At 35.0% G+C, this 24,405-nt stretch carries 15 protein-coding genes and 1 pseudogene; 15 read left to right on the top strand and 1 reads right to left on the bottom strand.

Annotation, left to right across the window (positions count from 1 at the left end; all coding sequences use genetic code 11):
• The first annotated feature begins 7 nt into the window (after nt 1-7).
• The 4 genes from NPX36_RS01395 (at nt 8) to NPX36_RS01380 (ending at nt 6,561) form a co-directional block, all read left to right on the top strand.
• Nucleotides 8-2,659 (top strand): carboxypeptidase-like regulatory domain-containing protein, encoded by a 2,652-nt coding sequence (locus NPX36_RS01395; RefSeq protein WP_257499654.1) that lies wholly within the window; start codon nt 8-10, stop codon nt 2,657-2,659.
• 208 nt (nt 2,660-2,867) lie between these two features.
• Nucleotides 2,868-3,140: a hypothetical protein gene (locus NPX36_RS01390; protein WP_257499653.1), complete on the top strand. Its 273-nt coding sequence runs from the start codon at nt 2,868-2,870 to the stop codon at nt 3,138-3,140.
• A gap of 53 nt (nt 3,141-3,193) precedes the next feature.
• Nucleotides 3,194-3,865, top strand: coding sequence for a GLPGLI family protein (locus NPX36_RS01385; RefSeq protein WP_257499652.1), 672 nt, complete (start codon nt 3,194-3,196; stop codon nt 3,863-3,865).
• A 38-nt stretch (nt 3,866-3,903) separates the two neighbouring features.
• The gene (locus NPX36_RS01380) at nt 3,904-6,561 is read left to right on the top strand and encodes a carboxypeptidase-like regulatory domain-containing protein (RefSeq protein WP_257499651.1); all 2,658 of its coding nucleotides are present in this window, start codon (nt 3,904-3,906) and stop codon (nt 6,559-6,561) included.
• 207 nt (nt 6,562-6,768) lie between these two features.
• Here the strand turns inward: NPX36_RS01380 and NPX36_RS01375 are convergent, their stop codons facing one another.
• Nucleotides 6,769-8,286, bottom strand: coding sequence for an AAA family ATPase (locus tag NPX36_RS01375; protein ID WP_257499650.1), 1,518 nt, complete (start codon nt 8,284-8,286; stop codon nt 6,769-6,771).
• 270 nt (nt 8,287-8,556) lie between these two features.
• Between NPX36_RS01375 and NPX36_RS01370 the strand changes: the two genes are divergently transcribed.
• The 11 genes and pseudogenes from NPX36_RS01370 to NPX36_RS01320 all read left to right on the top strand — a co-directional run.
• Complete coding sequence (locus NPX36_RS01370; RefSeq protein WP_257499649.1) at nt 8,557-10,842, top strand: NADP-dependent malic enzyme; 2,286 nt, start codon at nt 8,557-8,559, stop codon at nt 10,840-10,842.
• Between the two features lie 81 nt (nt 10,843-10,923).
• Nucleotides 10,924-11,505, top strand: a complete 582-nt coding sequence (gene ruvA, locus NPX36_RS01365) for a Holliday junction branch migration protein RuvA (RefSeq protein ID WP_257499648.1) — start codon at nt 10,924-10,926, stop codon at nt 11,503-11,505.
• 4 nt (nt 11,506-11,509) lie between these two features.
• Nucleotides 11,510-18,826, top strand: coding sequence for a T9SS outer membrane translocon Sov/SprA (sov, locus tag NPX36_RS01360; protein ID WP_257499647.1), 7,317 nt, complete (start codon nt 11,510-11,512; stop codon nt 18,824-18,826).
• 58 nt (nt 18,827-18,884) lie between these two features.
• Nucleotides 18,885-19,265 carry a glycine cleavage system protein GcvH gene (gcvH, locus tag NPX36_RS01355; RefSeq protein WP_257499646.1) on the top strand — a complete coding sequence of 127 codons (381 nt, stop codon included), beginning with the start codon at nt 18,885-18,887 and terminating at the stop codon, nt 19,263-19,265.
• The gene (locus tag NPX36_RS01350; protein ID WP_257500705.1) at nt 19,258-19,638 is read left to right on the top strand and encodes a VanZ family protein; all 381 of its coding nucleotides are present in this window, start codon (nt 19,258-19,260) and stop codon (nt 19,636-19,638) included. Before gcvH ends, NPX36_RS01350 begins: the two co-directional genes overlap by 8 nt.
• A gap of 37 nt (nt 19,639-19,675) precedes the next feature.
• On the top strand, nt 19,676-20,413 hold the full coding sequence (gene deoC, locus NPX36_RS01345) for a deoxyribose-phosphate aldolase (RefSeq protein WP_257499645.1): 738 nt from the start codon (nt 19,676-19,678) through the stop codon (nt 20,411-20,413).
• Between the two features lie 162 nt (nt 20,414-20,575).
• Complete coding sequence (gene cyoE / locus NPX36_RS01340; protein WP_257500704.1) at nt 20,576-21,421, top strand: heme o synthase; 846 nt, start codon at nt 20,576-20,578, stop codon at nt 21,419-21,421.
• Nucleotides 21,421-22,005: a cytochrome c oxidase subunit 3 gene (locus tag NPX36_RS01335; RefSeq protein ID WP_257499644.1), complete on the top strand. Its 585-nt coding sequence runs from the start codon at nt 21,421-21,423 to the stop codon at nt 22,003-22,005. Before cyoE ends, NPX36_RS01335 begins: the two co-directional genes overlap by 1 nt.
• Nucleotides 22,006-22,072: 67 nt before the next feature.
• Nucleotides 22,073-23,065: a cytochrome c oxidase subunit 3 gene (locus tag NPX36_RS01330; protein WP_257499643.1), complete on the top strand. Its 993-nt coding sequence runs from the start codon at nt 22,073-22,075 to the stop codon at nt 23,063-23,065.
• Nucleotides 23,066-23,087: 22 nt separating this feature from the next.
• A complete protein-coding gene (locus tag NPX36_RS01325; protein ID WP_257499642.1) occupies nt 23,088-23,435 on the top strand; it encodes a cytochrome C oxidase subunit IV family protein in 348 nt (115 codons plus the stop codon).
• Between the two features lie 79 nt (nt 23,436-23,514).
• Nucleotides 23,515-24,402: pseudogene (locus NPX36_RS01320) on the top strand (RHS repeat-associated core domain-containing protein); the annotation flags it as partial.
• Nucleotides 24,403-24,405 lie beyond the last annotated feature (3 nt).

Genomic DNA, 24,405 nt, shown 5'->3' with positions numbered 1-24,405 from the left:
AAAATCTTTGAAACCTTTACTAACTTACTTATTTTTATTATTTATCTATTTGGGCAATGCCCAAACCCTAAGCGGTGTTGTAAAAACAACCGAGGAAGAACCATTGGAAAACACCAACGTAATGGCAAAGCCAAAAGACGGCAAAGCAGGAATGAAATTTGCCATTGCCGATTATTTAGGTCGATACAAGCTTGAATTAGATAAAGAAACCAATTATACCATCACTGTAAACTATATAGGTTTTGAAGGAGTTACCTTGGAATACAATTACCAAAATTCCCCAACCACTTATGATTTTATACTTACACCCAAAGACGAATTATTAGAAGAAATTGTAATAGATTACGATTATCAACCTGTTATCGTTAAAAAAGATACGCTTATTTATGATGTGGCTGCTTTTATGAACGGCACTGAACGTAAATTAAAAGATCAATTGGAAAAGCTACCCGGTGTGGAGGTGACCGATAGTGGTCAAGTTAAAGTTCAAGGCAAAACCGTAACCCAATTCATGGTAGAGGGCAACAGCTTTTTTGGTGGCGGCACTAAATTGGGCGTAGAAAACATTCCTGCCGATGCGGTGGATAAAGTGGAAGTAATTGACCATTTTACCGAAGTTGCCCACATGAAAGAAGTTTCAGGGTCTGATGATTTGGCAATGAATATTAAACTAAAAGAAGATAAAAAGAAATTTGTTTTTGGAGATGTACGTGCCGGCTATGGCAATAACCATTTTTACGAAACCCATGCCAGTTTGTTTTATTATACCCCAAAAGTAAATTGGAGCTTTATTGGAAATCTTAATAATTTTGGTTCACAATTATTATCTTATGAAGATGTTTTTAGATTTGAAGGCTTGCGAAGTGTTTATATTAAAAACAATCAACAGCAATTAATTAATTTGTATCAATATGTAAATCCTAACACCGATGTGGTTGAAAATAAGAATCAATTCATTGCAAGTGATTTTAGATATTCTTTTCATAAAAAATGGGATGTGAAAGGTTTATTGCTTTTTAATAAAAATTGGCTACAATCCCGCACAGATCAAAACATACAATACTTACAAGCAGAAGACATCACTTTTGAAAATCGCACAAGCAGTTCAAACAACCGTAATGAGTTGCTATCTGGTAAATTATCAGCAGATTTTCGCCAAAACAAAAACACTACTTATAATTACAACCTGCAGTTGGCTGCAACAGCAAATAACCGCAACGGAGCAATCATTTCTAATACAAATTTAGAACAGAAGAGTTTAACAACGACTAGTGAAGTAGATAATTTTTCATTGTCCCAATTATTAGAATTCCACAAAACATTTACCAAAAAACATAAAGGCACTTTAGCTATTACACAATCTTATAAAAAAGAAACACCACAATACAATTGGTTTTCAAACAAAGCCTTTTTATCATCATATATTCCTTGGCAAGCAGCAGATCATTATTTGCTTAATGAAATACAAACAGTAAACCAAAACACCATTCAAATAAATGCGAAACACTATTGGATTGCTGCTAAAAAGCACCATTTTTATACCACACTAGGTTATAATGGCACTTTTACCAATTTAAACACTCAGAATAACTACACCAATAACAGTAACTGGAATAATCTAGAAGATTTTGGTTTTGGAAATCAGTTGACATACCGTTTAAATAACCCGTTTGCTGGTATTGAATATAAGTTTTTATACAAAAAATTTACTTCAACTATAGGCATTTTCATACATCATTACCAACTTCAAAACACCTATCCAACACAGCGGTTCACTTTTGAGAAAAACACAATTGAACCAGAGATTAAAATGGAATACGAGTTTAATAAATCAGAAAGCATGGTTTTAAACTATTCCCTTAGCAACAGTTATTTAGAAGCAGAAAATTATGCCAATCGCTGGCAAGTAAATTCATTCAACGCTTTGTTTAGAGGAAATGCACTGCTGCAAAATTTACAATACCAAAGAGCAAACTTAAGATATTCTAAATTTAGTATGTATTCAGGACTTAACACCTATGCATCGATCAATTACAGTCAACGTAGTAAAAACATCCGCAATCAGGTAGATTTAAATGGTATTGATCAATTATACACCACCGTGATGAGCAACCAACCCGACACCAACATAGATTTTTCTGCTTATGCAAGTAAACGCCTAAAAAAAATAGAAGTTAACGCCAATACAAGCTTAGGGTTTAGTACATACACACAAGTAACCAACAATATAGATGTTCCTTCTAAAAGAAATTCCCAAAGCATTGGTAGCGGTTTCAAAACATTGTTCAAACAAGCACCTAATATCAATTTAAGTTACACGAAGTCGTTTAGTCAATTATACAGCAGTGTTGATAACAAATCATATACCGATTGGTTTTCTGCAAAGGTTGAAAGCAAATTTTTAAAGCATTTTATAGCAAAAGCCGATTATAACTGGTCTAAGACGGCTTTTCAAAACACCAAAACAATTGTAGAACAAGCAAATGCCTATTGTGAATTTCACAAAGAAAATTCTGCTTGGACTTTTATGCTTAAAGGAAATAACTTATTAAATACAGGTATTAAAAACGAAGTTAGTTTTTCTGATTTTACAACAAGTAATACAATTATATATATATTTCCACGTGCTGTTTTGTTATCGATACAGTATAAGTTGTAATATCACCCATGAAACGTACCAAATTTTCGGGGTTGATGCGGAATATTGTTTTTTTTGAATCATTAAATATTTATAAAAAAGTCATCGCATTTTTATGTTATTTTAACATAAAAATTTGCACGGTATTATTATTATTATTATTATTATTATTATTATTATTATTATTATTATTATTATCGCACCATGTTTAACATAAAATATAAAAAACATGAAAAAATTAATTTTTAGTGCATTAGCAATAGTTGCTTTTGCAGGTAGTGCTTCGGCGCAGGTTAAAGAAGTTGTAATAATAAAGTCTTCTGACAAAACTTATTGCGATAAAAAAGCAGATGAATACATTAATGATCAAGACGGTCTTACTCCAGGAGAAGCTAGTAAGCTAAGAAAGGCTTATTATGACGGATGCATTCAAGGTAGATCAACTACAAAAACTTATGAACGTCAACCAGACACCATATCTCGATCACCTATTACAGCTTAATATTTAAGGAGGAATGAACCATTCCTCCTTACTCTAACTCAAAATTATTTGATATGAAACCAATTTTACTTTTAAGTTTTGTTTTATTTCTAAATAGCTGCTATTGCCAAACACACAAAGCTGTTTATTCTTTAAAAATAGAAGCAAACCCTATCACCGGTAGCACCCAACAGAAAGACAATATTGGACCTTTGGCAGAAGACAATGAATTCTATCTGTATTTTAACAACCAAAACTCCTACTATACTTCTTACAATGTTGAGAACAACATCAAAGATATGTCTGACGCCATAGGAGGATGTTACGATCCTGTGAAATATATATATAAAACTAAGAAGTTTCAATATAATACCGAATTTGACAAAAAGTATGTTTTTACTGATTCCAATATCCCAATCTGGACAGTAACCAAAGAAACTAAAGAGATATCTGGTTACACCTGTATAAAGGCGACTGGTGTTTACAAAGACGTTATCAACCCTCTTAAATCATATCCTATCGAAGCTTGGTTTACGCCAGAAATTCCTTATCCAATAGGTCCCAAGTACTTTACAAATCTACCAGGTTTAGTTGTTTATAGCGTTTTTAATAATTATCAAATTTTTAAGTTAGAAAAGATTAAGTTTAATGACAATACAATAGATATTGATGCTGTTACATTTGAAGGAGATGAACTATCTGATGAGCGATACATTGAATTATTAAAACAACAACTTGGTTATTAAAATTCAAATTTTTAGAGATTATTTAAACAATCCGAAAATTGAAAACACTATATATTTACATTTTATTTTTTTATACTTCTTTTGCAAATGCACAAACGCTTAAAGGTATTGTAACATCTGAAGTTAATACTCCTTTAGAAAATGCTACTATTATAGCTAAAGCGATTGATAGTGCAACAAAAACCCAATTTACTATTACCGATCATTTAGGGCGATATAAGCTTGAATTAAATAAAGAAACCAATTACACCATCACCGTAAACTATATGGGCTATGAAAGCTTCTCTTTGGAATACAATTACCAAAATGCTCCAGCTACTTATGATTTTATACTTACACCCAAAGACGAATTATTAGAAGAAATTGTAATAGATTACGATTACCAACCTGTTATCGTTAAAAAAGATACGCTTATTTATGATGTGGCTGCTTTTATGAACGGCACCGAACGCAAACTAAAAGACCAATTACAAAAACTACCCGGTGTGGAAGTAACTGATAGTGGGAAAATAAAAGTTCAAGGCAAAACCGTTACCCAATTCATGGTAGAAGGCAATAGTTTTTTTGGTGGCGGCACTAAATTGGGCGTAGAAAACATTCCTGCCGATGCGGTGGATAAAGTGGAAGTAATTGACCATTTTACCGAAGTTGCCCACATGAAAGAAGTTTCAGGGTCTGATGATTTGGCAATGAATATTAAACTAAAAGAAGATAAAAAGAAATTTGTTTTTGGAGATATACGAGCTGGTTATGGAAATAACAAGTATTATGATGCAAATGCTACAACTTTTTATTATTCTTCACGTTTTAATTGGAGTTTTATTACAAACGCCAACAATTTTGGTTCACAACAGTTAACCTATGATGATGTTAATCGTTTTGAAGGATTTAAAAGTGTATTTGTTCGTAGTACTATTAATCAGCAACAATTGATTAACTTATATACTTACTTAGAACCCAAAACTAATGTGCTTGAAAATAAGAATCAATTTATAGCGAGTGATATTCGATATGCTTTTAGTAAAAAATGGGATGTAAAAGGTGTTTTTTTAATGAATAAAAACTGGATTCGTTCACAAACAGAGCAATATATAAACTATTTGCAGTCAGATATAATCAGTTTTGAAAACCGATGGAGTTCCTTTAATCAAAGAAATAGGTTGTTATCAGGTAAAATAATCGCTGATTACAAAAAAGACAAGAACACAACCTTTAATTACAACCTGCAATTTGCCGCAACAAACAATAACAACAGTGGTAACATTTTATCGCAAAATAACAACTCAAACAATAAACTTGATATTAAAAGTAACTCTGTTAACTTTAGTTTATCTCAACTATTTGAATATCTTAAAACAATTAATAGAAAACATAAAACATCATTCGGAATTGTACATTCATTTAATAAAGAAACACCACAATACAATTGGTTTTCAAACAAAGCCTTTTTATCATCATATATTCCTTGGCAAACAGCAGATCATTATTTGCTTAATGAAATACAAACAGTAAACCAAAACACCATTCAAATAAATGCAAAACACTATTGGATTGCTGCTAAAAAGCACCATTTTTATACCACACTAGGTTATAATGGCACTTTTACCGATTTAAACACTCAAAATAACTACACCAATAACAGTAACTGGAATAATCTAGAAGATTTTGGTTTTGGAAATCAGTTGACATACCGTTTAAATAACCCGTTTGCTGGTATTGAATATAAGTTTTTATACAAAAAATTTACTTCAACTATAGGTATTTTCATACATCATTACCAACTTCAAAACACCTATCCAACACAGCGGTTCACTTTTGAGAAAAACACAATTGAACCAGAAGTTAAATTAGGATATGAATTTAATAATTCAGAGTCAATGAATTTCTTTTATTCAATAAAAAATTCATATTTAGATGCAAAGAATTATGCCAATCGCTGGCAAGTAAATTCGTTCAACGCTTTGTTTAGAGGAAATGCACTGCTGCAAAATTTACAATACCAAAACGCTAGTCTTCAATATTCTAAATTCAATATATATTCTGGAATAAATATTCACACTTCAATCAATTACAGTCAACGTAGTAAAAACATCCGCAATCAGGTAGATTTAAATGGTATTGATCAATTATACACCACCGTGATGAGCAACCAACCCGACACCAACATAGATTTTTCTGCTTATGCAAGTAAACGCCTAAAAAAAATAGAAGTTAACGCCAATGCAAGCTTAGGGTTTAGTACATACACACAAGTAACCAACAATATAGATGTTCCTTCTAAAAGAAATTCCCAAAGCATTGGTAGCGGTTTCAAAACATTGTTCAAACAAGCACCTAATATCAATTTAAGTTACACGAAGTCGTTTAGTCAATTATACAGCAGTGTTGATAACAAATCATATACCGATTGGTTTTCTGCAAAGGTTGAAAGCAAATTTTTAAAGCATTTTATAGCAAAAGCCGATTATAACTGGTCTAAGACGGCTTTTCAAAACACCAAAACAATTGTAGAACAAGCAAATGCCTATTGTGAATTTCACAAAGAAAATTCTGCTTGGACTTTTATGCTTAAAGGAAATAACTTATTAAATACAGGTATTAAAAACGAAGTTAGTTTTTCTGATTTTACAACAAGTAATACAATTATATATATATTTCCACGTGCTGTTTTGTTATCGATACAGTATAAGTTGTAATATCACCCATGAAACGTACCAAATTTTCGGGGTTGATGCGGAATATTGGGTTTTTGAATAAAGACGATTTTTAATTTTTTTGTATCTATTTTCTCGCACGCTAACGTAAGCGTCACGCTTGTGTTTCCTATAATTGCAAGATGTTGGCGCCAGTAGGGGATTATGTTTTACTTGGTACACTATTTTTTAATATAGTGTTAGTGAAAATCATAAGTGAGGAGAATATTTTTGTAACATTTGAATTATAAAATTTTCAAGCTCGTTTATATAAATAATTCCATCTGGGGTATCTTTAAAAACTGACCAACATAACTCGAAAACTTCATCTTTTGTGTTACCTATATTCAATTCATTCATTTTGTCAAATAAACAATGATTGTCAGAATTCTTTAAATGATAGTCTAAAGTTGAATTAGGATTAACGTTTAAATACTCTTTTGTTAAAAAATATTCAGGACTTTTACTAGAGTATAAGAAATGTAAATTATCATCTAAAGCATAATTATTTCTCATATCACCATCTAAAATACAAGCAAATCCAGTTTTAATTTTTTTATAATCATAAGTTTCTTTATGTACAATAAAATAATTATGAGTTTTTTCAGCACTACCACTAACAATTATGTTTACTAAGTTCTTTACATTAGTTAAATTATGAGTAGTTTGTAAATTTTGTAAAATCTTGCTAATTATTTTCTTCGCTATATCATCTTCACAATACAAATCAATCAAAGGATAAGATTGTGAATCCATTTTTGATAAAGCAGCATTTACACTAATATTTTGTATACATTTAAAATTTCCATGATAATCTTTTTCAAGAAAAACTCTTGAAATATCAGGCAGGCTTGATAATATTGTTTGAGAATGAGATGTTAAAATAAATTGTTTATTATCATTTTGTGAAATGTTATATAAAACTTCAATAAGTTTTCTTTGAACTTTTGGGTGTAATCCGACTTCTATCTCATCAATCAGAATTAAAGAATCTTTCTTAGCTTCAACTATGTCAATGATTATTTTCGCAAGAACTTCTTCTCCGGTAGCTGCATTATAACTTGAATACTCATTAACATTTTTGTACTTAAATATATCCTTATCTTGGTAAGTTGCTAATTTATTTAAAGTGAACGTTTCTTCTAAAATATAGGAAATATATTCTTCAATTAATGCTGAATTAGAAGGTGAGATTTGTGTTCCTATTGATTTTTTTGATTTATTGTATATAACTTTACTAAAATTTCTAGCTGGTGATATTCTATCTAAGTCAATAAAAACGACATCTCGAAAATCAAATTGGGATTCTTTTTTTCCAATTCCATTCCACTTTTTTGTTGTCTTTTTTCTTTGTCCTCTTTTTCTTTCAGTTTTGTCGCCTAGCTTGTAAGTTATATGGTAAGTCCAATCTTCCGTTTGAATATCTCTATTTGTAAATTGCATTAAAGAACCCCAAGTATGTCTTTCTAAATTACCATTTTGTGAATTTCTTTTAATGAAGTTGAAATGACTACAAGCGATGGCCATTAATATAGTAGATTTACCTGATCTGTTAGTTCCAGATATAACCGATATAGGATGATTAAAATTTACTTTTAGTGATTTAATATGTCGAAATGGTTCAAGTTCAATTGTTTTTAGAAATTTTGGATATACCTTTTCCTTAGTTAAATCTAAACCGTTAACAAAATCTCTATCTCTATTTGGATTTATTTTTTTTCTTACCATTAAATTACACTATTATTTCTTTTTAAGACTGCTACTAACATATATACCCGCAATATACCAATTATATTTAAAATGTTAAAAAAAAGAATCATTTCTTTTGTTTTATAATTATTAATGTTTCGGCAATGGTGTTTTAATAACATTTTCATCAAACAACAAAAATCTTGTGTAATACGATCTGTTATTTCATTTCTTCAAAAAAAAATAATCAAATCTTTTTCGTTCTTGTTTTAAGCTTGTTATATTTGTTACTTATCAAAAAACAAAATCATGCACAAAGATTCAAAAAGAAGAGAAGCTTTATTATACCACGCTAAACCAAAACCCGGTAAAATTGCCGTAGTACCTACAAAAGCAACCAGTACACAACGCGATTTAGCATTGGCCTACTCACCAGGTGTTGCAGAACCTTGTTTAGAAATCGAAAAAAATCCTGAAAATGCGTATAAATACACCGCAAAAGGCAACTTAGTAGCGGTAATTAGTAACGGAACGGCTGTTTTAGGTCTGGGCGATATTGGCGCGCAAGCATCAAAACCGGTAATGGAAGGTAAAGGTTTGTTGTTTAAAATTTTTGCCGACATCGATGTGTTTGATATCGAAGTAGATACTAAAAACGTTGACGAATTTGTAAATATTGTAAAAGCATTAGAGCCTACTTTCGGAGGCATTAACTTAGAAGACATCAAAGCACCAGAATGTTTTGAAATTGAACGCCGCCTGAAAGAAGAAATGAATATCCCTGTGATGCACGATGACCAACACGGTACTGCTATCATTTCGGGTGCGGCATTAATCAATGCCTGCGAACTGCAAAATAAACAGATCAAAGATGTGAAAATTGTGGTAAATGGTGCCGGTGCTGCTGCCATTTCGTGTACACAAATGTATATATCGGTTGGCGCTTTAAAAGAAAACATTGTCATGCTAGACAGTAAAGGCGTTATTCGCACCGATCGTGAAAACTTAGATCCTTCTAAAGCTGCTTGGGCAACCAATCGCGACATTCACACGCTGGAAGATGCCATGAAAGATGCCGATGTGTTTATTGGTTTATCAGCCGCAAATGTGGTAACACCAGAAATGCTAAAAACAATGGCAGCAAACCCAATTGTATTGGCAATGGCAAATCCAAACCCTGAAATTGCTTACGAATTGGCAATGGCAACGCGCGATGACATTATCATGGGTACGGGGCGTTCCGATTTTCCTAACCAAGTAAACAATGTTTTAGGGTTTCCATTTATTTTCCGTGGGGCGCTAGATGTGCGTGCTACAAAAATCAACGAAGAAATGAAACTGGCTGCCGTTTATGCTTTGGCGAAATTGGCAAAAGAATCGGTGCCTGAGCAAGTAAATATTGCCTATGGCGAACGCAAATTAAGCTTTGGAAAAGATTATATCATCCCAAAACCGTTTGATCCGCGTTTAATGACCGAAATTCCGCCAGCTGTGGCAAAAGCAGCAATGGAATCGGGTGTGGCTACAGAATCGATTACTAATTGGGAAGCATACCGCGATGAATTGTCAGACCGTATGGGATCCGACAATAAATTGGTGCGTATGCTGATGAATCGTGCCAAAATGAACCCTAAAAAAGTGGTTTATACCGAAGCCGATCAATTAAATGTTTTAAAAGCAGCGCAAATTGCTTACGAAGAAGGAATTGCAATTCCTATTTTGTTAGGAAATAAAGAAGTGATTTTAGAATTAAAAGTGGAAATTGGTTTTGATGCCGATGTACTGATTATTGACCCTAAAATCAATGAAGAAAGCGAGCGAAGAAAACGATATACAGAGTTCTTTTGGAAGTCGAGAGAACGCAGAGGAATTACAAAAATTGATGCAGAAAAGCTGATGCGCGACCGCAGCTATTTTGCATCGATGATGGTGTTGCAAGGCGAAGCAGATGCTATGCTAACGGGCTATTCAAGAAGTTATCCGTCTGCCTTAAAACCGGTTTTAGATTTAATTCCTCGCGTAAGTGGTGTGTCAAAAGTGGCATCGACCAATTTAATGCTTACGCGCCGAGGACCAATGTTTTTGGCCGATACTGCTGTAAACCCCAATCCAACTTCCGAAGAAATTGCTAAAATTGCATTAATGACCAACCACACTGTTAAAATGTTTGGATTGGATCCGGTAGTGGCAATGATTTCGTATGGAAACTTTGGTTCATCAAAAGAAGAAACACCAAGAAAAATGCGTAAAGCGGTTGAAATGTTGCATGAAAATTATCCGGAAATGGTGGTTGATGGCGAAATTCAAATCGATTTTGCACTGAATCAAGAAATGTTAAAAGACAAGTTTCCGTTTTCAAAATTAGTCGGTAAAAAGGTAAATACATTGGTTTTTCCAAATTTAGATACGGCAAATACCACCTATAAAATGCTAAAAGAATTAAACGGAGCCACATCCATCGGCCCTATTTTGTTAGGGTTGGATGCGCCTGTGCATGTGTTTCAATTAGGTGCCAGCGTAGATGAAATGGTGAATATGACTGCTGTGGCGGTGATTGATGCCCAACAAAAAAGTTTAAAGAAAAAAAGTGTGTAAACGCTTAAAAGCAAACCAAATTCACAAAACGTATTATATTAATTAAATTTTCTATTTTTGATGAAAATTAAATGATAAGAAATGATTGCGTTTTTAAAAGGCAGATTGGTTGAAAAAACTCCTACAGATATTATTATAGATTGCAACGGAATTGGCTATCAAGTTCATATTTCGTTGCATTCTTATTCTTTAATAAAAGATGCCGAGGCCATTCAGATATATACATACCTGCAAATCAAAGAAGATGCGCATATTTTGTATGGATTTATGGATAAGGTAGAACGCGAGCTTTTTAAGTTATTGCTTTCGGTTTCAGGGATTGGCGGCAACACCGCTCGAAACATGCTTTCATATGTGGCTCCAAAAGATTTAATCAATGCAATTGCTTCAAACGATGTGAAAACCATACAATCTATCAAAGGAATTGGCTTAAAAACCGCCCAACGCGTTATCATTGATCTACAAGAAAAAGTACAAAAATTATATGGTTTAGAAGATTTATCTGCACCTTTAAACAATACAAATGCAGAAGAAGCGTTATCTGCATTAGAAGTACTTGGGTTTGTTCGAAAAGCTACCGAAAAAGTAGTAAAAAACATCGTGCAGCAAAATCCAGAAGTTACTGTAGAACAAATTATCAAATCAGCATTAAAAAGTTTGTAAGATTTTGAAAACATCTTCACGTTTATATATTCTTTTAAAGTATTTTTTTCTTATTATCTTATTGGGTAATGCTTCACCTGTTTTTGCACAAATCGAAGAAAACGAAGAAGATAAAGTAGTAATTCGCGGAGCTATTACTTTGAAAGATGTAGATTCTATAATGAAAATGTACACCTACGACCCAGTTTCAGACAGGTATATGTACACCGTTACCAACAACGATTTCAATTTAGAATATCCCATGGTGCTAACCCGCAAACAGTATGAAGATATTTTGCTGAAAGCTGCCATGCGCGAGTTTTACGCAAAACGGATTGCAGCAGGTCAAGACCGCTTAAGCGAAGAAGAAAAGAAAGATTTATTGCCGGGATATTATGTGAACTCTAAATTATTTGAAACAATTTTTGGAGGAAACACCATCGATGTGAAACCAAGTGGTTCGGTAGAATTAGACTTGGGTCTTCGCTATTCCAAACAAGACAATCCTATTATTTCCCCTAGAAACCGCCGCACATTTGCTTTGGATTTTAACCAACGAATCAGTTTAAGTTTACAAGGAAAAGTAGGAACCCGCTTAAACACCGATATTAACTTCAATAATCAAGCAACCTTAGACTTTCAAAGGCAAATGATGAAGTTGAACTATGAACCCGATGAAGATGCTATTTTGCAAGGCTTAGAAGTGGGAAACGTAAGCATGCCGGTAAACAATTCATTGGTGCGTGGTGCGCAGAATTTATTTGGTGTGAAAACCAAATTACAGTTTGGTAGAACCACTTTAACAGGTGTTTTCTCTAGACAAACTTCCGAACGAAAAACCATTGTGGCAGAAGGCGGCGGTACCGTTCAAAATTTTGAAATGTTTGCTTTGGATTATGAACAAAACCGCAACTTTTTCCTTTCGCAATACTTTAGATATCAATACGATAAAGCATTAACAAATTATCCGTATATAAACAGCCGTGTGCGCATTACCCGTTTAGAAGTGTGGGTAACAAACCGCCAAAACCGTGTGGCGCAGACAAATAACAACATGCGAAACATCATTGCTTTGCAAGATTTAGGGGAAGCCCGATTAAGCAATGCTGCAACCGATCGTATTGTGGGGATTGATGTAACGGCAAACCCAACTTTTTTTGGAACTTCTCAAGTCGATGCACCTGTTGATAACGGCAATAACCAATTCAATCCCGAAGCAATTGGTACAAACTTTTTAAACGCGGGCATTCGTGAAATAAACACAGCCCAAAGTGGATTTAATATTCAAGTAACCGAAGGGCGCGATTATGCCAAGTTAGAAAACGCCCGCAAATTATCCGAAAACGAATATAAATTCCACCCGCAATTAGGATACATCACCTTGCAGCAACCTTTGAACAATGACGAAGTGCTTGGTGTGGCTTTTGAATATACCATTGGCGGAAAAGTGTATAAAGTGGGTGAATTTGGTACCGATGGCGTAGATGCTACGGTGGTTGGTCAAGATGCCAATAACCAAGACATTCCAACCACTCAAAGTTTAATTGTGAAAATGCTGAAAAGTACTTTGGCGTCGGTAAATGAACCGGTTTGGGATTTGATGATGAAAAACATCTATCAAGTGCCCAACACACGCTATTTAGAACGCGATGGTTTTCGCTTGAACATTATGTACACCGACCCGCAACCGCTCAACTATATTTCCCCTGTTTCGGGTACTACTTTGCCACAAGGTGTTGCAGATACTCCTTTGTTAAATGTTTTTAACTTAGACCGATTAAATGCTACAAATGATCCGCAAAACGGTGGCGATGGTTGGTTCGATTATATTGCTACCAACCCAACAAGCAATCCGGCAAACAGTAACAATCCAAACCAAGGCGGCGGGTATAATAACAACAGCGGGCAACTTCAAAACATGAACAAGTTTGAAGGAATCACCATTGACGAAGAAGGGGGAAGGGTCATTTTTACCACCGTTGAACCGTTTGGAGAACATTTATTCAACAAACTAGCAACCAATCCATCTGAAAACTATGATGTGGATGCCAGCTACAATCCCAACCAAAAGAAATACGTGTATAAAAACATGTATCGAAACACGTATGTAAAAGCCTTACAAGACAGTGAAAAGAATAAGTTTCAATTAAAAGGTAAAGCAACAAGTTCCTCAGGCGATGGAATTCCTATTCCTGGATTTAATATTGCACCAGGTTCTGTTACGGTTACCGCTGGTGGAAGAATGTTGGTAGAAGGGGTAGATTATACCGTAGATTACCAACGCGGAATGGTTCAAATTTTAGATCCGGGACTTAGAGAAAGCAACACACCGATTGAAATTTCTGTGGAAGAAAATTCTATGTTCAACCAAACTCGTCGTTCGTTTTTTGGAGTGCATGTTGATCATCAGGTAAATGATAAATTAATTTTAGGTGCTACCTATTTGCGTTTAACAGAGCAGCCTTTAACGGTGAAATCAAACTTTGGAGAAGAATCGGTAAACAATACTATTTATGGATTTAACGCCAATTATACAACCGATTTGCCTTTCTTGACCCGCTGGGTGAATAAATTGCCAAATATTGATACCGATGTAATGTCGAGTTTAACATTTAGAGGCGAATTTGCATATTTGAAACCCGGCGCATCGCGTTTAGATCAAGTGAATGGGGAAGCAACTTCTTATATTGAAAATTTTGAAGGAACACAAAGTAATATCGATGTGTTGAATCCAACAATGTGGTTTATGTCTTCGGTTCCTGTGGGCTTTGGTGAAAATTTCACAGACTTGCAATCTGGATTCCGCCGAGCAAAAATGTCGTGGTACACAGTAGATCAAATTTTTTATAATCCGTATCGACGTCCTGATAACATATCTGATGCCATGCTGTCGTCCAACAGAACACGCCGTGTTAATAAAGAAGAGCTGTTCCCAACAATGGACATTGCCAATGGAGAGTTACTTACTGTGAATCCACTGAATTTAACCTACTATCCAAGAGAACGAGGGCCTTATAACTTCAATCCACAATATTTAGCTGCTAATGAATTGCCTAATCCAAGTCAAAACTGGGCAGGGATTATGCGTTCCATTGCTTCGACCAATTTTGAACAGGCAAACGTAGAGTATATTGAATTTTGGATGATGGATCCTTATACCGGAAATGCGGGCGATACAGCAGATGCAGCAAATACAGGGAAATTATTCTTTAACTTGGGATACATTTCTGAGGATATTTTGCAAGACGGAATGAAGCAATACGAAAACGGTTTGCCTTCTCCCGCTAACAACACACCAACAATTAGTTCTATTTGGGGTAAAGTACCTGCTTCTACTGCTTTGATTTATGCGTTCGATTCAGATCCTGCTAATCGCGCTTTTCAAGATGTTGGTTTAGACGGATTAAATGATGAAGAAGAAAAAGCTAAGTTTCCGCAATTTGCAGGTATGGCCGATCCGGCAGCTGATAATTATGAGTTTTTCTTAACTGCCCAAGGTGATATCATTTCGCGCTATAAGAACTATAACGGTTTGCAAGGAAATACACCCATACAATTCACTGACACCAACCGCGGAAACAGCAATTTGCCCGATGTGGAAGATATTGATAATGACAACACCATGAATACGATTAATGCGTATTATCAATATGAGGTAAATGTAACGCCAAACCCAATAATTGGCCAGAACTATGTGGTGGATGTGCGAACAACTACCGAAAAGTTTTTAAACGGAAACACCACTCCTGTGAAATGGGTACAATACAAAGTGCCAATTATTGCAAGCCAAGATTATGCCGTAGGAGCTATTTCTGATTTACAATCTGTGCGTTTTATGCGTATGTTCCTAACAGGATTCACCGATGAAGTAACTTTGCGTTTTGGAACGTTGAATTTAGTTCGAAGCGATTGGCGCAGATATACAGAAAGTTTGGTGGAAGATCCAAATATTGTGGTTCAGGGAACAAATACAGGTTTCGATGTAACTACTTTGAATATTTTAAACAACTATTCGCGTACACCTATTCCTTATGTATTGCCACCGGGAATTATTCGTGAACAAATCAATCAAAACAACAGCATCATCAACCAAAATGAACAAGCATTGTCATTGCGTGTGTATAAAGCAAATGCAACCACCACACCAAATGGTTTAGAGCCTGGAGATTCGCGTGCTGTATTTAAGAATGTTGGAAATATCGATATGCGCCAGTATAAAAAGCTACGCATGTTTTTACATGCCGAAGCCACAGAAGCGCAAACAGATATCACCCGATTGAAAGACGATGAAATGGTTGCATTTATCCGTTTTGGAAATGACTTTACCAATAACTTTTATCAAGTAGAAATACCATTAAAAGTAACCGAATGGGGAGCGTCTATGGCAGAAGAAGTTTGGCCGCTTGCCAATGAAATTGAATTGCAGTTAGAGTTGCTAACCAAATTAAAATTGATGCGCAACCGCGACAACAACCAAGATCCTAATTTTATTTATTTTAAAAACGAAGACGAGTTGGCTCCTGAATTGGCATCAAAAGTCAATAAATTGCGTATTGGTGTAAAAGGAAATCCAAACTTTGGAATGTTGCGTACCATTATGATTGGTATTCGAAACAATACCAATGTGCTGTATGAAAACAGCATTGAACAGCCAAGAGATTTGCGTGGAGAAGTTTGGTTCAATGAACTTCGCATGTCTGATATGACCAACAAAGGTGGTTGGGCTGCTGTGGCTACCGTTGATGCTAAAATTGCCGATTTTGCAGCTGTAACTGCATCGGTAAACAAACAAACCATTGGCTTTGGAGCATTGGAACAAGGGCCGCAAGAACGCAGCAGGGAAGATATTTTTCAGTACAATGTAACTACCGCAGTGAATGCCCACCAAGTATTGCCCAAAAAATGGAATTTAAACATACCTTTTAGTTATTCGGTTTCCGAAGAAAAAATTACACCAGAATACGATCCAAACGATCCGGATATTCGCTTAGAAACTAAAATGGATGATGCCCAGTCTGCAGAAGAACGCAAACTGATTAAAGACCGCGCAATTGAATATACCAAACGCACCAGTATTAATTTTATTGGTGTGAACAAACAACGTGGGCAAAATCAAAAACAGCATTTTTACGATGTGGAAAACTTAACGCTTTCCCATTCATTCAATGAAGTGCAACAACACAATTTTGAAATAGACCGTTTGTTGGATCAGCAAGCACGTTCGTCTTTAGTATATGCTTATTCCTTCAAGCCATGGAATATTGAACCGTTTAAAAAAGCAGAAAATTTCAAGAAAAGCAAATATTTTAAATTGTTAAGCGATTTCAATATAAATTTATTGCCAACCAACGTAACATTCAAGTCGGATGTGTTAAGACAATACAACCAACAAAAATACAGAATGATCGATGTGGACGGTATTGAAATTCAACCCTTGTACCGAAGAAATTATTTCTTTAATTACAACTATGGCGTTAGTTTTAACCTTACCAAAAGTTTAGTGGTTAACTACACTGCTTCCAACAACAATGTGGTGCGAAATTATATGGATGTCAACCGCAATGTGGATAACTCATTAGATATTTGGGACGGTTATTTTGATCCGGGTACGCCAAACTTGCGCATGCAAACTTTTGATGTGAATTATAAATTGCCTTTTGATAAAATTCCGTTTTTATCATTCATCAACGCAGATTATACATACAAAGGCGATTACAGCTGGCAACGTGCTACCGATGCCTTTTCAAGCATTGATTACAACGGTGTGAATTATGATTTGGGGAACACCATTCAAAATGCCAATTCTCACAATTTAACCACCACTTTGAGCATGGAGACCCTATATAAATCTGTAGGTTTAGTGCCAAGTAAATCAAAAAAGAAAACACCGCAAGCTTTAACCCAAAAACCAAAACCGGGTGAAAAAGTAGAACGCAATAAGGAATTAACCGAAAAAGAGAAAAAAGAACAAGAAGAAAATGGTTCGGCAGCATTAGATGCATTAATAAATGTTGCAACAATGGTTAAAAATGTTCAAGTAAGTTATAATGAATCAAACGGTACGGTGCTTCCGGGTTATTTAGGCGGTTTAGGTTTCTTCGGAACAGCACGCCCAACACTTGGCTATGTTTTTGGTTCGCAAGAAGATGTGCGCTATGATGCTGCTCGAAAAGGTTGGTTAACATATTATCCAGAGTTCAACCAAGAGTTTAGCCGTATGCACACTGAACGATTGACTTTCTCAGCCGAATTGAAACCTGTTCAAGATTTATTGATTACTTTAAAAGCCAATAAAGATTATAGCTACAATATGTCGGAGCAATACGATTTAGAAAACGGTGTTTACAATTCGCGTTCGCCTTATGAATTTGGAATGTATCGCACATCAAATATCATGATTGGAACAGCTTTTGGCAGAAGCGATGTAAACGGATCAGCAGTTTTTGAGCAATTCAAAGCAAACCGTATCACAGTAGCAAACCGTTTGGCTGCTGCGCGAGGCATTGATTTGTCGGATCCCGCAAATATCGACCAATATGGTTATCCAGTAGGTTATAGCCGCACCAATCAAGAAGTGTTGATTCCTTCGTTCTTAGCTGCATATTCGGGCAGTGATATTTCGAAACAAGGCAATGGATTTATGCGTAATATTCCGCTGCCAAACTGGTCGTTGCGCTATACAGGATTAGCAAAATTGGGGTGGTTTAAAAAGAATTTGAATCGTTTCACCATAACTCACAATTATATTTCAGATTACTCTGTAAACAATTTCCAAACCAATTATGAGTTTTTAGAAAATCCGAATGCCTTAAATGCAGGCGGAAACTTTCCGGCAAGAAACGTGGTGAGCAATATCACAATGATGGAAAATTTCAGTCCGCTCATTGGTATTGATTTGTTGACTAAATCAAACATAGATGTTGGTTTTAAGATAAATAAAGACCGTTTGCTTTCTATGAGTTTTGATAACAATTTGCTAACAGAAGTGCAAGGAAATGAGTTCAGCGTAAAATTAGGTTTTATCATTAAAGATGTAGGTTTCACCACAAACTTTGAAGGTGTTGCCAACGGTGGAAGAATTGTTAGTGATTTACGAATTACAAGCGAATTTTCATGGCGAAGAAACGAAACCATTATTCGCTATTTAGATTATACCAACAATCAAATAGGGGCAGGGCAGGATATGACCAATATCAGGTTGAATGCCGAGTACGATTTAAGTAAAAATTTTAGAATGATTTTTTATTACGAACACATGATGCAAAAAGCAGTTGTTTCAACCATGTTCCCAATCACCAATATACGTTCGGGCTTTACCTTGCGATATAATTTTGGAAATTAAACCCTAAAAATTTTTCAATTCTTAATAATGTTATACATTTGCTTAAAATAATAAAACAATGAATATACCAGCTAATTTAAAGTACACAAAAGACCACGAGTGGGTTCGTTTAGAAGGCGATGTTGCAACTGTTGGAATCACCGATTTTGCACAAAAAGAATTAGGCGATATTGTTTACGTGGAAGTGGAAACACTTGACCAAACTTTAGACCAAGACGAGGTTTTTGGAACAGTAGAAGCAGTAAAAACAGTTTCAGATTTATTTTTGCCAGTTGCTGGCGAAATCATTGAATTCAATGAAGGTTTAGAAACAGAACCAGAATTGGTAAACACCGATCCGTATGCAGCAGGTTGGATGATCAAAGTAAAAGTTACCGATACTGCTCAGTTCGATGCTTTATTATCAGCTGATCAATACAAAGAATTAATTGGTGCATAACAAAAAGCTGCTTGCCATAGCGTGGAACGTACTCATCTTAGTTTTTTGTTTAATAAATTTATCAAACATTAACGAAGTTCAAAAAATACGCATTCCGCATTTAGATAAAGTAGTGCATTTTGTTTTTTACACCACTTCGTCTTTCTTATGGTCATGGGCTTTGCTCAACAAAAAATCATCGGCATATCCATTGAATCGCTTGCTAATAGTTTTAGGATTGATTTTATTTGGGTTGATGATTGAATTTCTGCAAGATATATTGCCCACTCATCGTTCATTTGAATGGTTAGATGTGCTTTGCAACACCGCAGGCGTTTTATTTGGAACCACCATTTATTGGATTTATACAAGATGGAAACCTCACAATTCGTGAGGTTTTTTTATTTTTGAAAGAATTTAGGTTTAAAACCATGAAACAAATCACTGAATTTTTAGATGCCACCTATCTGCAAACAGCCGAACAAGCAAATATAAGTGCCTTTGAAAACGATGCCATTGTAGCAGATTTATTGCAAAATGCCGTTGCCAAGAAGTACAAATGTGTAATGATTTTGCCCGAATATGTACAGCAAGCCAAGCAATTTGTAACCGCGCACAAAAGTAAAGTGTTAGTTGGAACCGTAATCAGTTTTCCACAAGGCACTGCATCAACCGAAGAAAAGTGTTTGCAAATCCAAAACGCTATAAACAATGGTGCAGATGAATTAGATGTAGTGATCGATTATCTTGCATTTAAAAATGGTGCTGTTTCCTTGGTTCAAAATCAAGTAAAAGAATGCACGATGATGTGTTTGCAACAATTCAAAACGATAAAATGGATTATAGAAACGGCGGCATTATCTAATAAAGAAATCATTCAAATCACCACATTGATTAAAAATGTTGTGATTAAAAACGGTAAAGAAAATGATTATGCACGCGTTTTTGTGAAATCATCAACAGGATTTTATACCACCGAAAACAACCTACCCAATGGCGCTACACCCGAGCATATTACGTTGATGCTTGAAAATGCTACACCATTGCCTGTGAAAGCTTCCGGTGGCATTAAAAAATTGACCGATGCCTTGTTTTATATACAAATGGGAGTGAAACGCATTGGGACCTCTTCCCAAAAACAAATTTTATTAGAAACAACAACCATATAAAGTGTTTTTTCGATTTTGTTTAACACTTTAAAAGTGTAAATAGTTAGTTTTAAGATTTTTTTTCAAGTATATTTGCACACCGAATTATTTAGGAATAAACAGCTTATTTTGGAAACATCTTCATCAGTCATAAAAGTTTCAGCGCTATCAGAATTTAAAAGCATGACCAAAGTAGGTTTGGCTATTAGTGTGGTTTTTTCTACATTGGCCGGATACCTTTTAGCGGTGGAAGACTGGCAGCAAATCGATATAATGAAATTGATGATGCTTGCTGTGGGTGGCTATTGCATGGTGGGAGCATCGAATGCATTTAATCAAATCATCGAAAAAGATTTAGATGCAAAAATGGATCGCACTAAAAACCGTCCGGTTTCTTCAGGGCGTGTTTCAAAAAACACAGCGTTTACATTGGCGGCAGCGCTTACTATTGTTGGTTTGGCAATTTTGTATATCGTGAGTCCTAAAACAGCTATGTTTGGTGCTATTTCCATCTTTTTATACACAAGCGTTTATACACCTTTAAAGCCCTTAACGCCATTGGCCGTATTTGTGGGTGCTTTTCCAGGAGCCATTCCATTTATGTTGGGTTGGGTGGCGCATACTGATCAGTTTGGTATTGAAGCCGGAATGTTGTTTCTTATTCAGTTTTTCTGGCAGTTTCCCCATTTTTGGGCATTGGGTTGGTTCTTGTTCAACGATTACGAAAAAGGCGGGTTTTATTTATTGCCCACACGAAAAAAAGACAAAAAAACCGCATTGCAAGTTATTTTATACTGTGTGTGGTTAATCATTGCATCTTTATTGCCAGCAACAGGTTACACAGGAAGATTGTATCTTTCACCAATCGCAGCAGTTTTGGTTTTGGCGGCAGGTTTATGGATGCTTTATGGCGGTGTTCAGTTATACCGCAAACAAACCGATAAGTCGGCAAAAACGCTAATGCTTATAAGCGTTACCTATATTACATTGATACAGATTATTTTTATATTAGATAAATTCTTGCGATAATGAATACTGAAGAACTTCAAGCAGAAAAAATACAAAAAGGAAAAGCATACAAAACCATGCTTATTTTTGCAATGGGTAGTATTGTGATGGTTTTTGCTGGCTTAACAAGCGCTTATGTGATTAGTAAAAACCGTCCGGATTGGTTAAAAGACTTTCAATTGCCACAAGCGTTTTTATGGAGTACGTTGGTGATTGTTTTAAGCAGTATAACATTTCATTTAGCCAAAAAAGCCATACAAAAAAACAACCGTTCCACCACAAGTTTAATGTTAGGGCTTACTTTTTTATTGGGAATTACTTTTGTGATATTGCAGTTTCAAGGATTTAATCAAGTTATTGAAGCCGGATATTATTTCACAGGAAGTGCAAGTACCATCACCACATCGTTTTTATATGTAGTGGTTTTAGTACATATTGCCCATTTGGCAGGTGGATTAATTTCATTGTTAATTGTAATTTATAATCATTATAAACAAAAGTATAATGCAACTCAAACCCTTGGAATAGAGTTAAGTGCGATGTTTTGGCACTTTTTAGGATTCTTGTGGTTGTATTTGTTTTTATTTTTTACTTTTTACAAATAATCTTTTTACTTTTCTTTAAAAGAAAAAAGATGTAAATTTGGGAACTTTTTAACAACTTAAACTTTTTATGGGAGCGACAGTTACTACAGCAGCGACTAAAGAACAAACTTGGGGAGGTGGCGAAGATGTCCAACCTCTTGGAGCGAGCTATGGGAAAATGATGATGTGGTTTTTCATTTTGTCAGATTCATTAACATTTGCCGGATTCCTTGCCGCTTATGGTTTTACAAGATTCAAATTTATTGATTCATGGCCAATTGCCGATGAGGTATTTAATCACTTTCCGTTTATGCATAGTGTAGATGCACCAATGTTTTACGTAGCATTAATGACTTTTATCTTGATCTTTTCATCGGTAACGATGGTATTGGCAGTAGATGCAGGTCATCAAATGAAGCAAAAGAAAGTAGCCGTTTATATGTTATTAACCATCGTAGGCGGTCTTGTTTTCGTTGGATCACAGGCTTGGGAGTGGAAAAACTTCATCACAGGTACTTATGGTGCTGTGGAAACAAGAGGTGGCGAAATTTTGCAATTCGTTAATAAAGACGGAAAACGTGTAGCATTAGCAGAGTTTGCAGATACAACAATTGCACGTGAAGACGCTGCATTAACAAGAAGCAAAGGCGTTTGGGGAATGTCTGGAGGATCTAATACATCTGTATCACTAAGCCAAGTGAAAGCAGGTTTAGAAAACAACCCAGATATATTGATTAGAACACAATATACCGACCCAGAAAATAAACATAAAAAAATAACGTTATCTCGCGAAGAAACTTTAAAACGTGCAAACGATTTCCAATATGTGGTAGAAGGTGCCAACTTGGTGCGCAACGAATACGGTCATAAAAGTTTTGGCGATTTATTCTTCTTTATAACAGGTTTCCACGGATTCCACGTTTCAGTAGGGGTATTGTTAAACATCATTATTTTCTTTAATGTGTTGTTGGGTACTTACGAAAAAAGAAGAACCTACGAAATGGTTGAAAAAGTTGGATTATACTGGCACTTTGTAGATTTAGTATGGGTGTTTGTATTTACATTCTTCTATTTAGTATAATCATCTAAAAAAAATTAAAAAAATGGGAGCACACGCATCAAATACAAAAAGAATTTGGCAAGTATTCATTTACTTATCAATCCTTACAATAGTAGAAGTTGTTTTGGGTATTTATAAACCCGATGCATTATTTCACAACAGTTTATTAAATTTAAGCTACTTAAACTGGATTTTCATCATTTTAACCATTGTAAAAGCGTACTATATCATGTGGGCGTTCATGCACTTAGAAGGTGAAAAATCATCATTCCGCTGGTCAATCGTTGCACCAATGGTTTTCCTAATTGCTTATTTGGCATGTTTGCTATTGATAGAAGGCGATTATATCCACGATGTTTTTAAAACCTCTTCCATGAGATGGATGTTTTAAGCTATAACAATTAAAAGCTAAAAAAGCGGTTTCAGTAATTTGAAACCGCTTTTTTTATTAGAGTTATAATAATGCCACACAAATGTATTATTACGGCGCTCGTTATTATGACCCAAGAATTAGTATATTTGTAAGTGTGGACCCACTGGCGGAACAGACGATGACGCCTTACCAATATGTGAATAATAATCCAATTATGTTGGTTGATCCTACGGGGATGAGTGCTGAAGGACCACCTGAGGGTGAATTTCCTCAAGGACATCAACATACTGACGAAGATGGTACAAAATGGAAATTAAATGGTGACTTATGGGAAAACTTGAGTGGGGGTACTAATGAATTGGTTGGTAGTACTACTTTACAAGAAATAACTATTGAACATGACAATAGAAATATAGGTACAAAAATAATAGATGGATTTGTAGACGATTTCCGTAAAGAGGCATTAGCTATGGTGCCGGGTAATAGCAGTGGCGTTGATCAAAGTTGGTTTGATGCAATGAGTATAGGTGGTAGCTTTGGGATCAGTTTAGGAATTATTAATTTTAATGCTACACTTTCATTAGCAGCAACAGGAGATGATGCCGCATTAGTATACGGATTTGATTATGGAGTAGGTGAATTTACAAAGCCTGGATTTGGTGGTGGAGTTACTCTTAATGCTCATAATTTATTTGGAGGTAGTACAGATATATTAAATGAACTAGGAGGAGAAGATTTGACATATAGTGCAGGCTATGTGGTTAAAGGTAGTTATGGAACTTCTTCTAGAACTATAGGAAATAACACTCAAGCCGCAACAAGAGGGGCTAAAACTTATGGGGTAGGATTTGGTTATGGATTAGGAGTTTCAAAATCTAATACAAAATCTTATAAATTAAGTAATCTTAAAAATGATATTCCTAATGGTATGTCTAGAATCCAAAACACAGTATTACAAGCAATAACTCCACCAAAAATGTTTTAAGCA

The organism is Paenimyroides aestuarii (assembly GCF_024628805.1).
Classification (GTDB): Bacteria; Bacteroidota; Bacteroidia; order Flavobacteriales; family Flavobacteriaceae; genus Flavobacterium; species Flavobacterium aestuarii_A.
This window is presented reverse-complemented; position numbering and strand designations above follow the sequence as displayed.

Excerpts from the sequence above, each read along its gene's own strand:
- NPX36_RS01325 (WP_257499642.1), top strand. The coding sequence starts at position 23,088 with ATGGGAGCACACGCATCAAATACAAAAAGAATTTGGCAAGTATTCATT.
- gcvH (WP_257499646.1), top strand. The coding sequence starts at position 18,885 with ATGAATATACCAGCTAATTTAAAGTACACAAAAGACCACGAGTGGGTT.
- deoC (WP_257499645.1), top strand. The coding sequence starts at position 19,676 with ATGAAACAAATCACTGAATTTTTAGATGCCACCTATCTGCAAACAGCC.
- NPX36_RS01335 (WP_257499644.1), top strand. The coding sequence starts at position 21,421 with ATGAATACTGAAGAACTTCAAGCAGAAAAAATACAAAAAGGAAAAGCA.
- NPX36_RS01385 (WP_257499652.1), top strand. The coding sequence starts at position 3,194 with ATGAAACCAATTTTACTTTTAAGTTTTGTTTTATTTCTAAATAGCTGC.
- NPX36_RS01390 (WP_257499653.1), top strand. The coding sequence starts at position 2,868 with ATGAAAAAATTAATTTTTAGTGCATTAGCAATAGTTGCTTTTGCAGGT.
- NPX36_RS01330 (WP_257499643.1), top strand. The coding sequence starts at position 22,073 with ATGGGAGCGACAGTTACTACAGCAGCGACTAAAGAACAAACTTGGGGA.
- NPX36_RS01370 (WP_257499649.1), top strand. The coding sequence starts at position 8,557 with ATGCACAAAGATTCAAAAAGAAGAGAAGCTTTATTATACCACGCTAAA.
- ruvA (WP_257499648.1), top strand. The coding sequence starts at position 10,924 with ATGATTGCGTTTTTAAAAGGCAGATTGGTTGAAAAAACTCCTACAGAT.
- cyoE (WP_257500704.1), top strand. The coding sequence starts at position 20,576 with ATGACCAAAGTAGGTTTGGCTATTAGTGTGGTTTTTTCTACATTGGCC.
- NPX36_RS01375 (WP_257499650.1), bottom strand. The coding sequence starts at position 8,286 with ATGGTAAGAAAAAAAATAAATCCAAATAGAGATAGAGATTTTGTTAAC.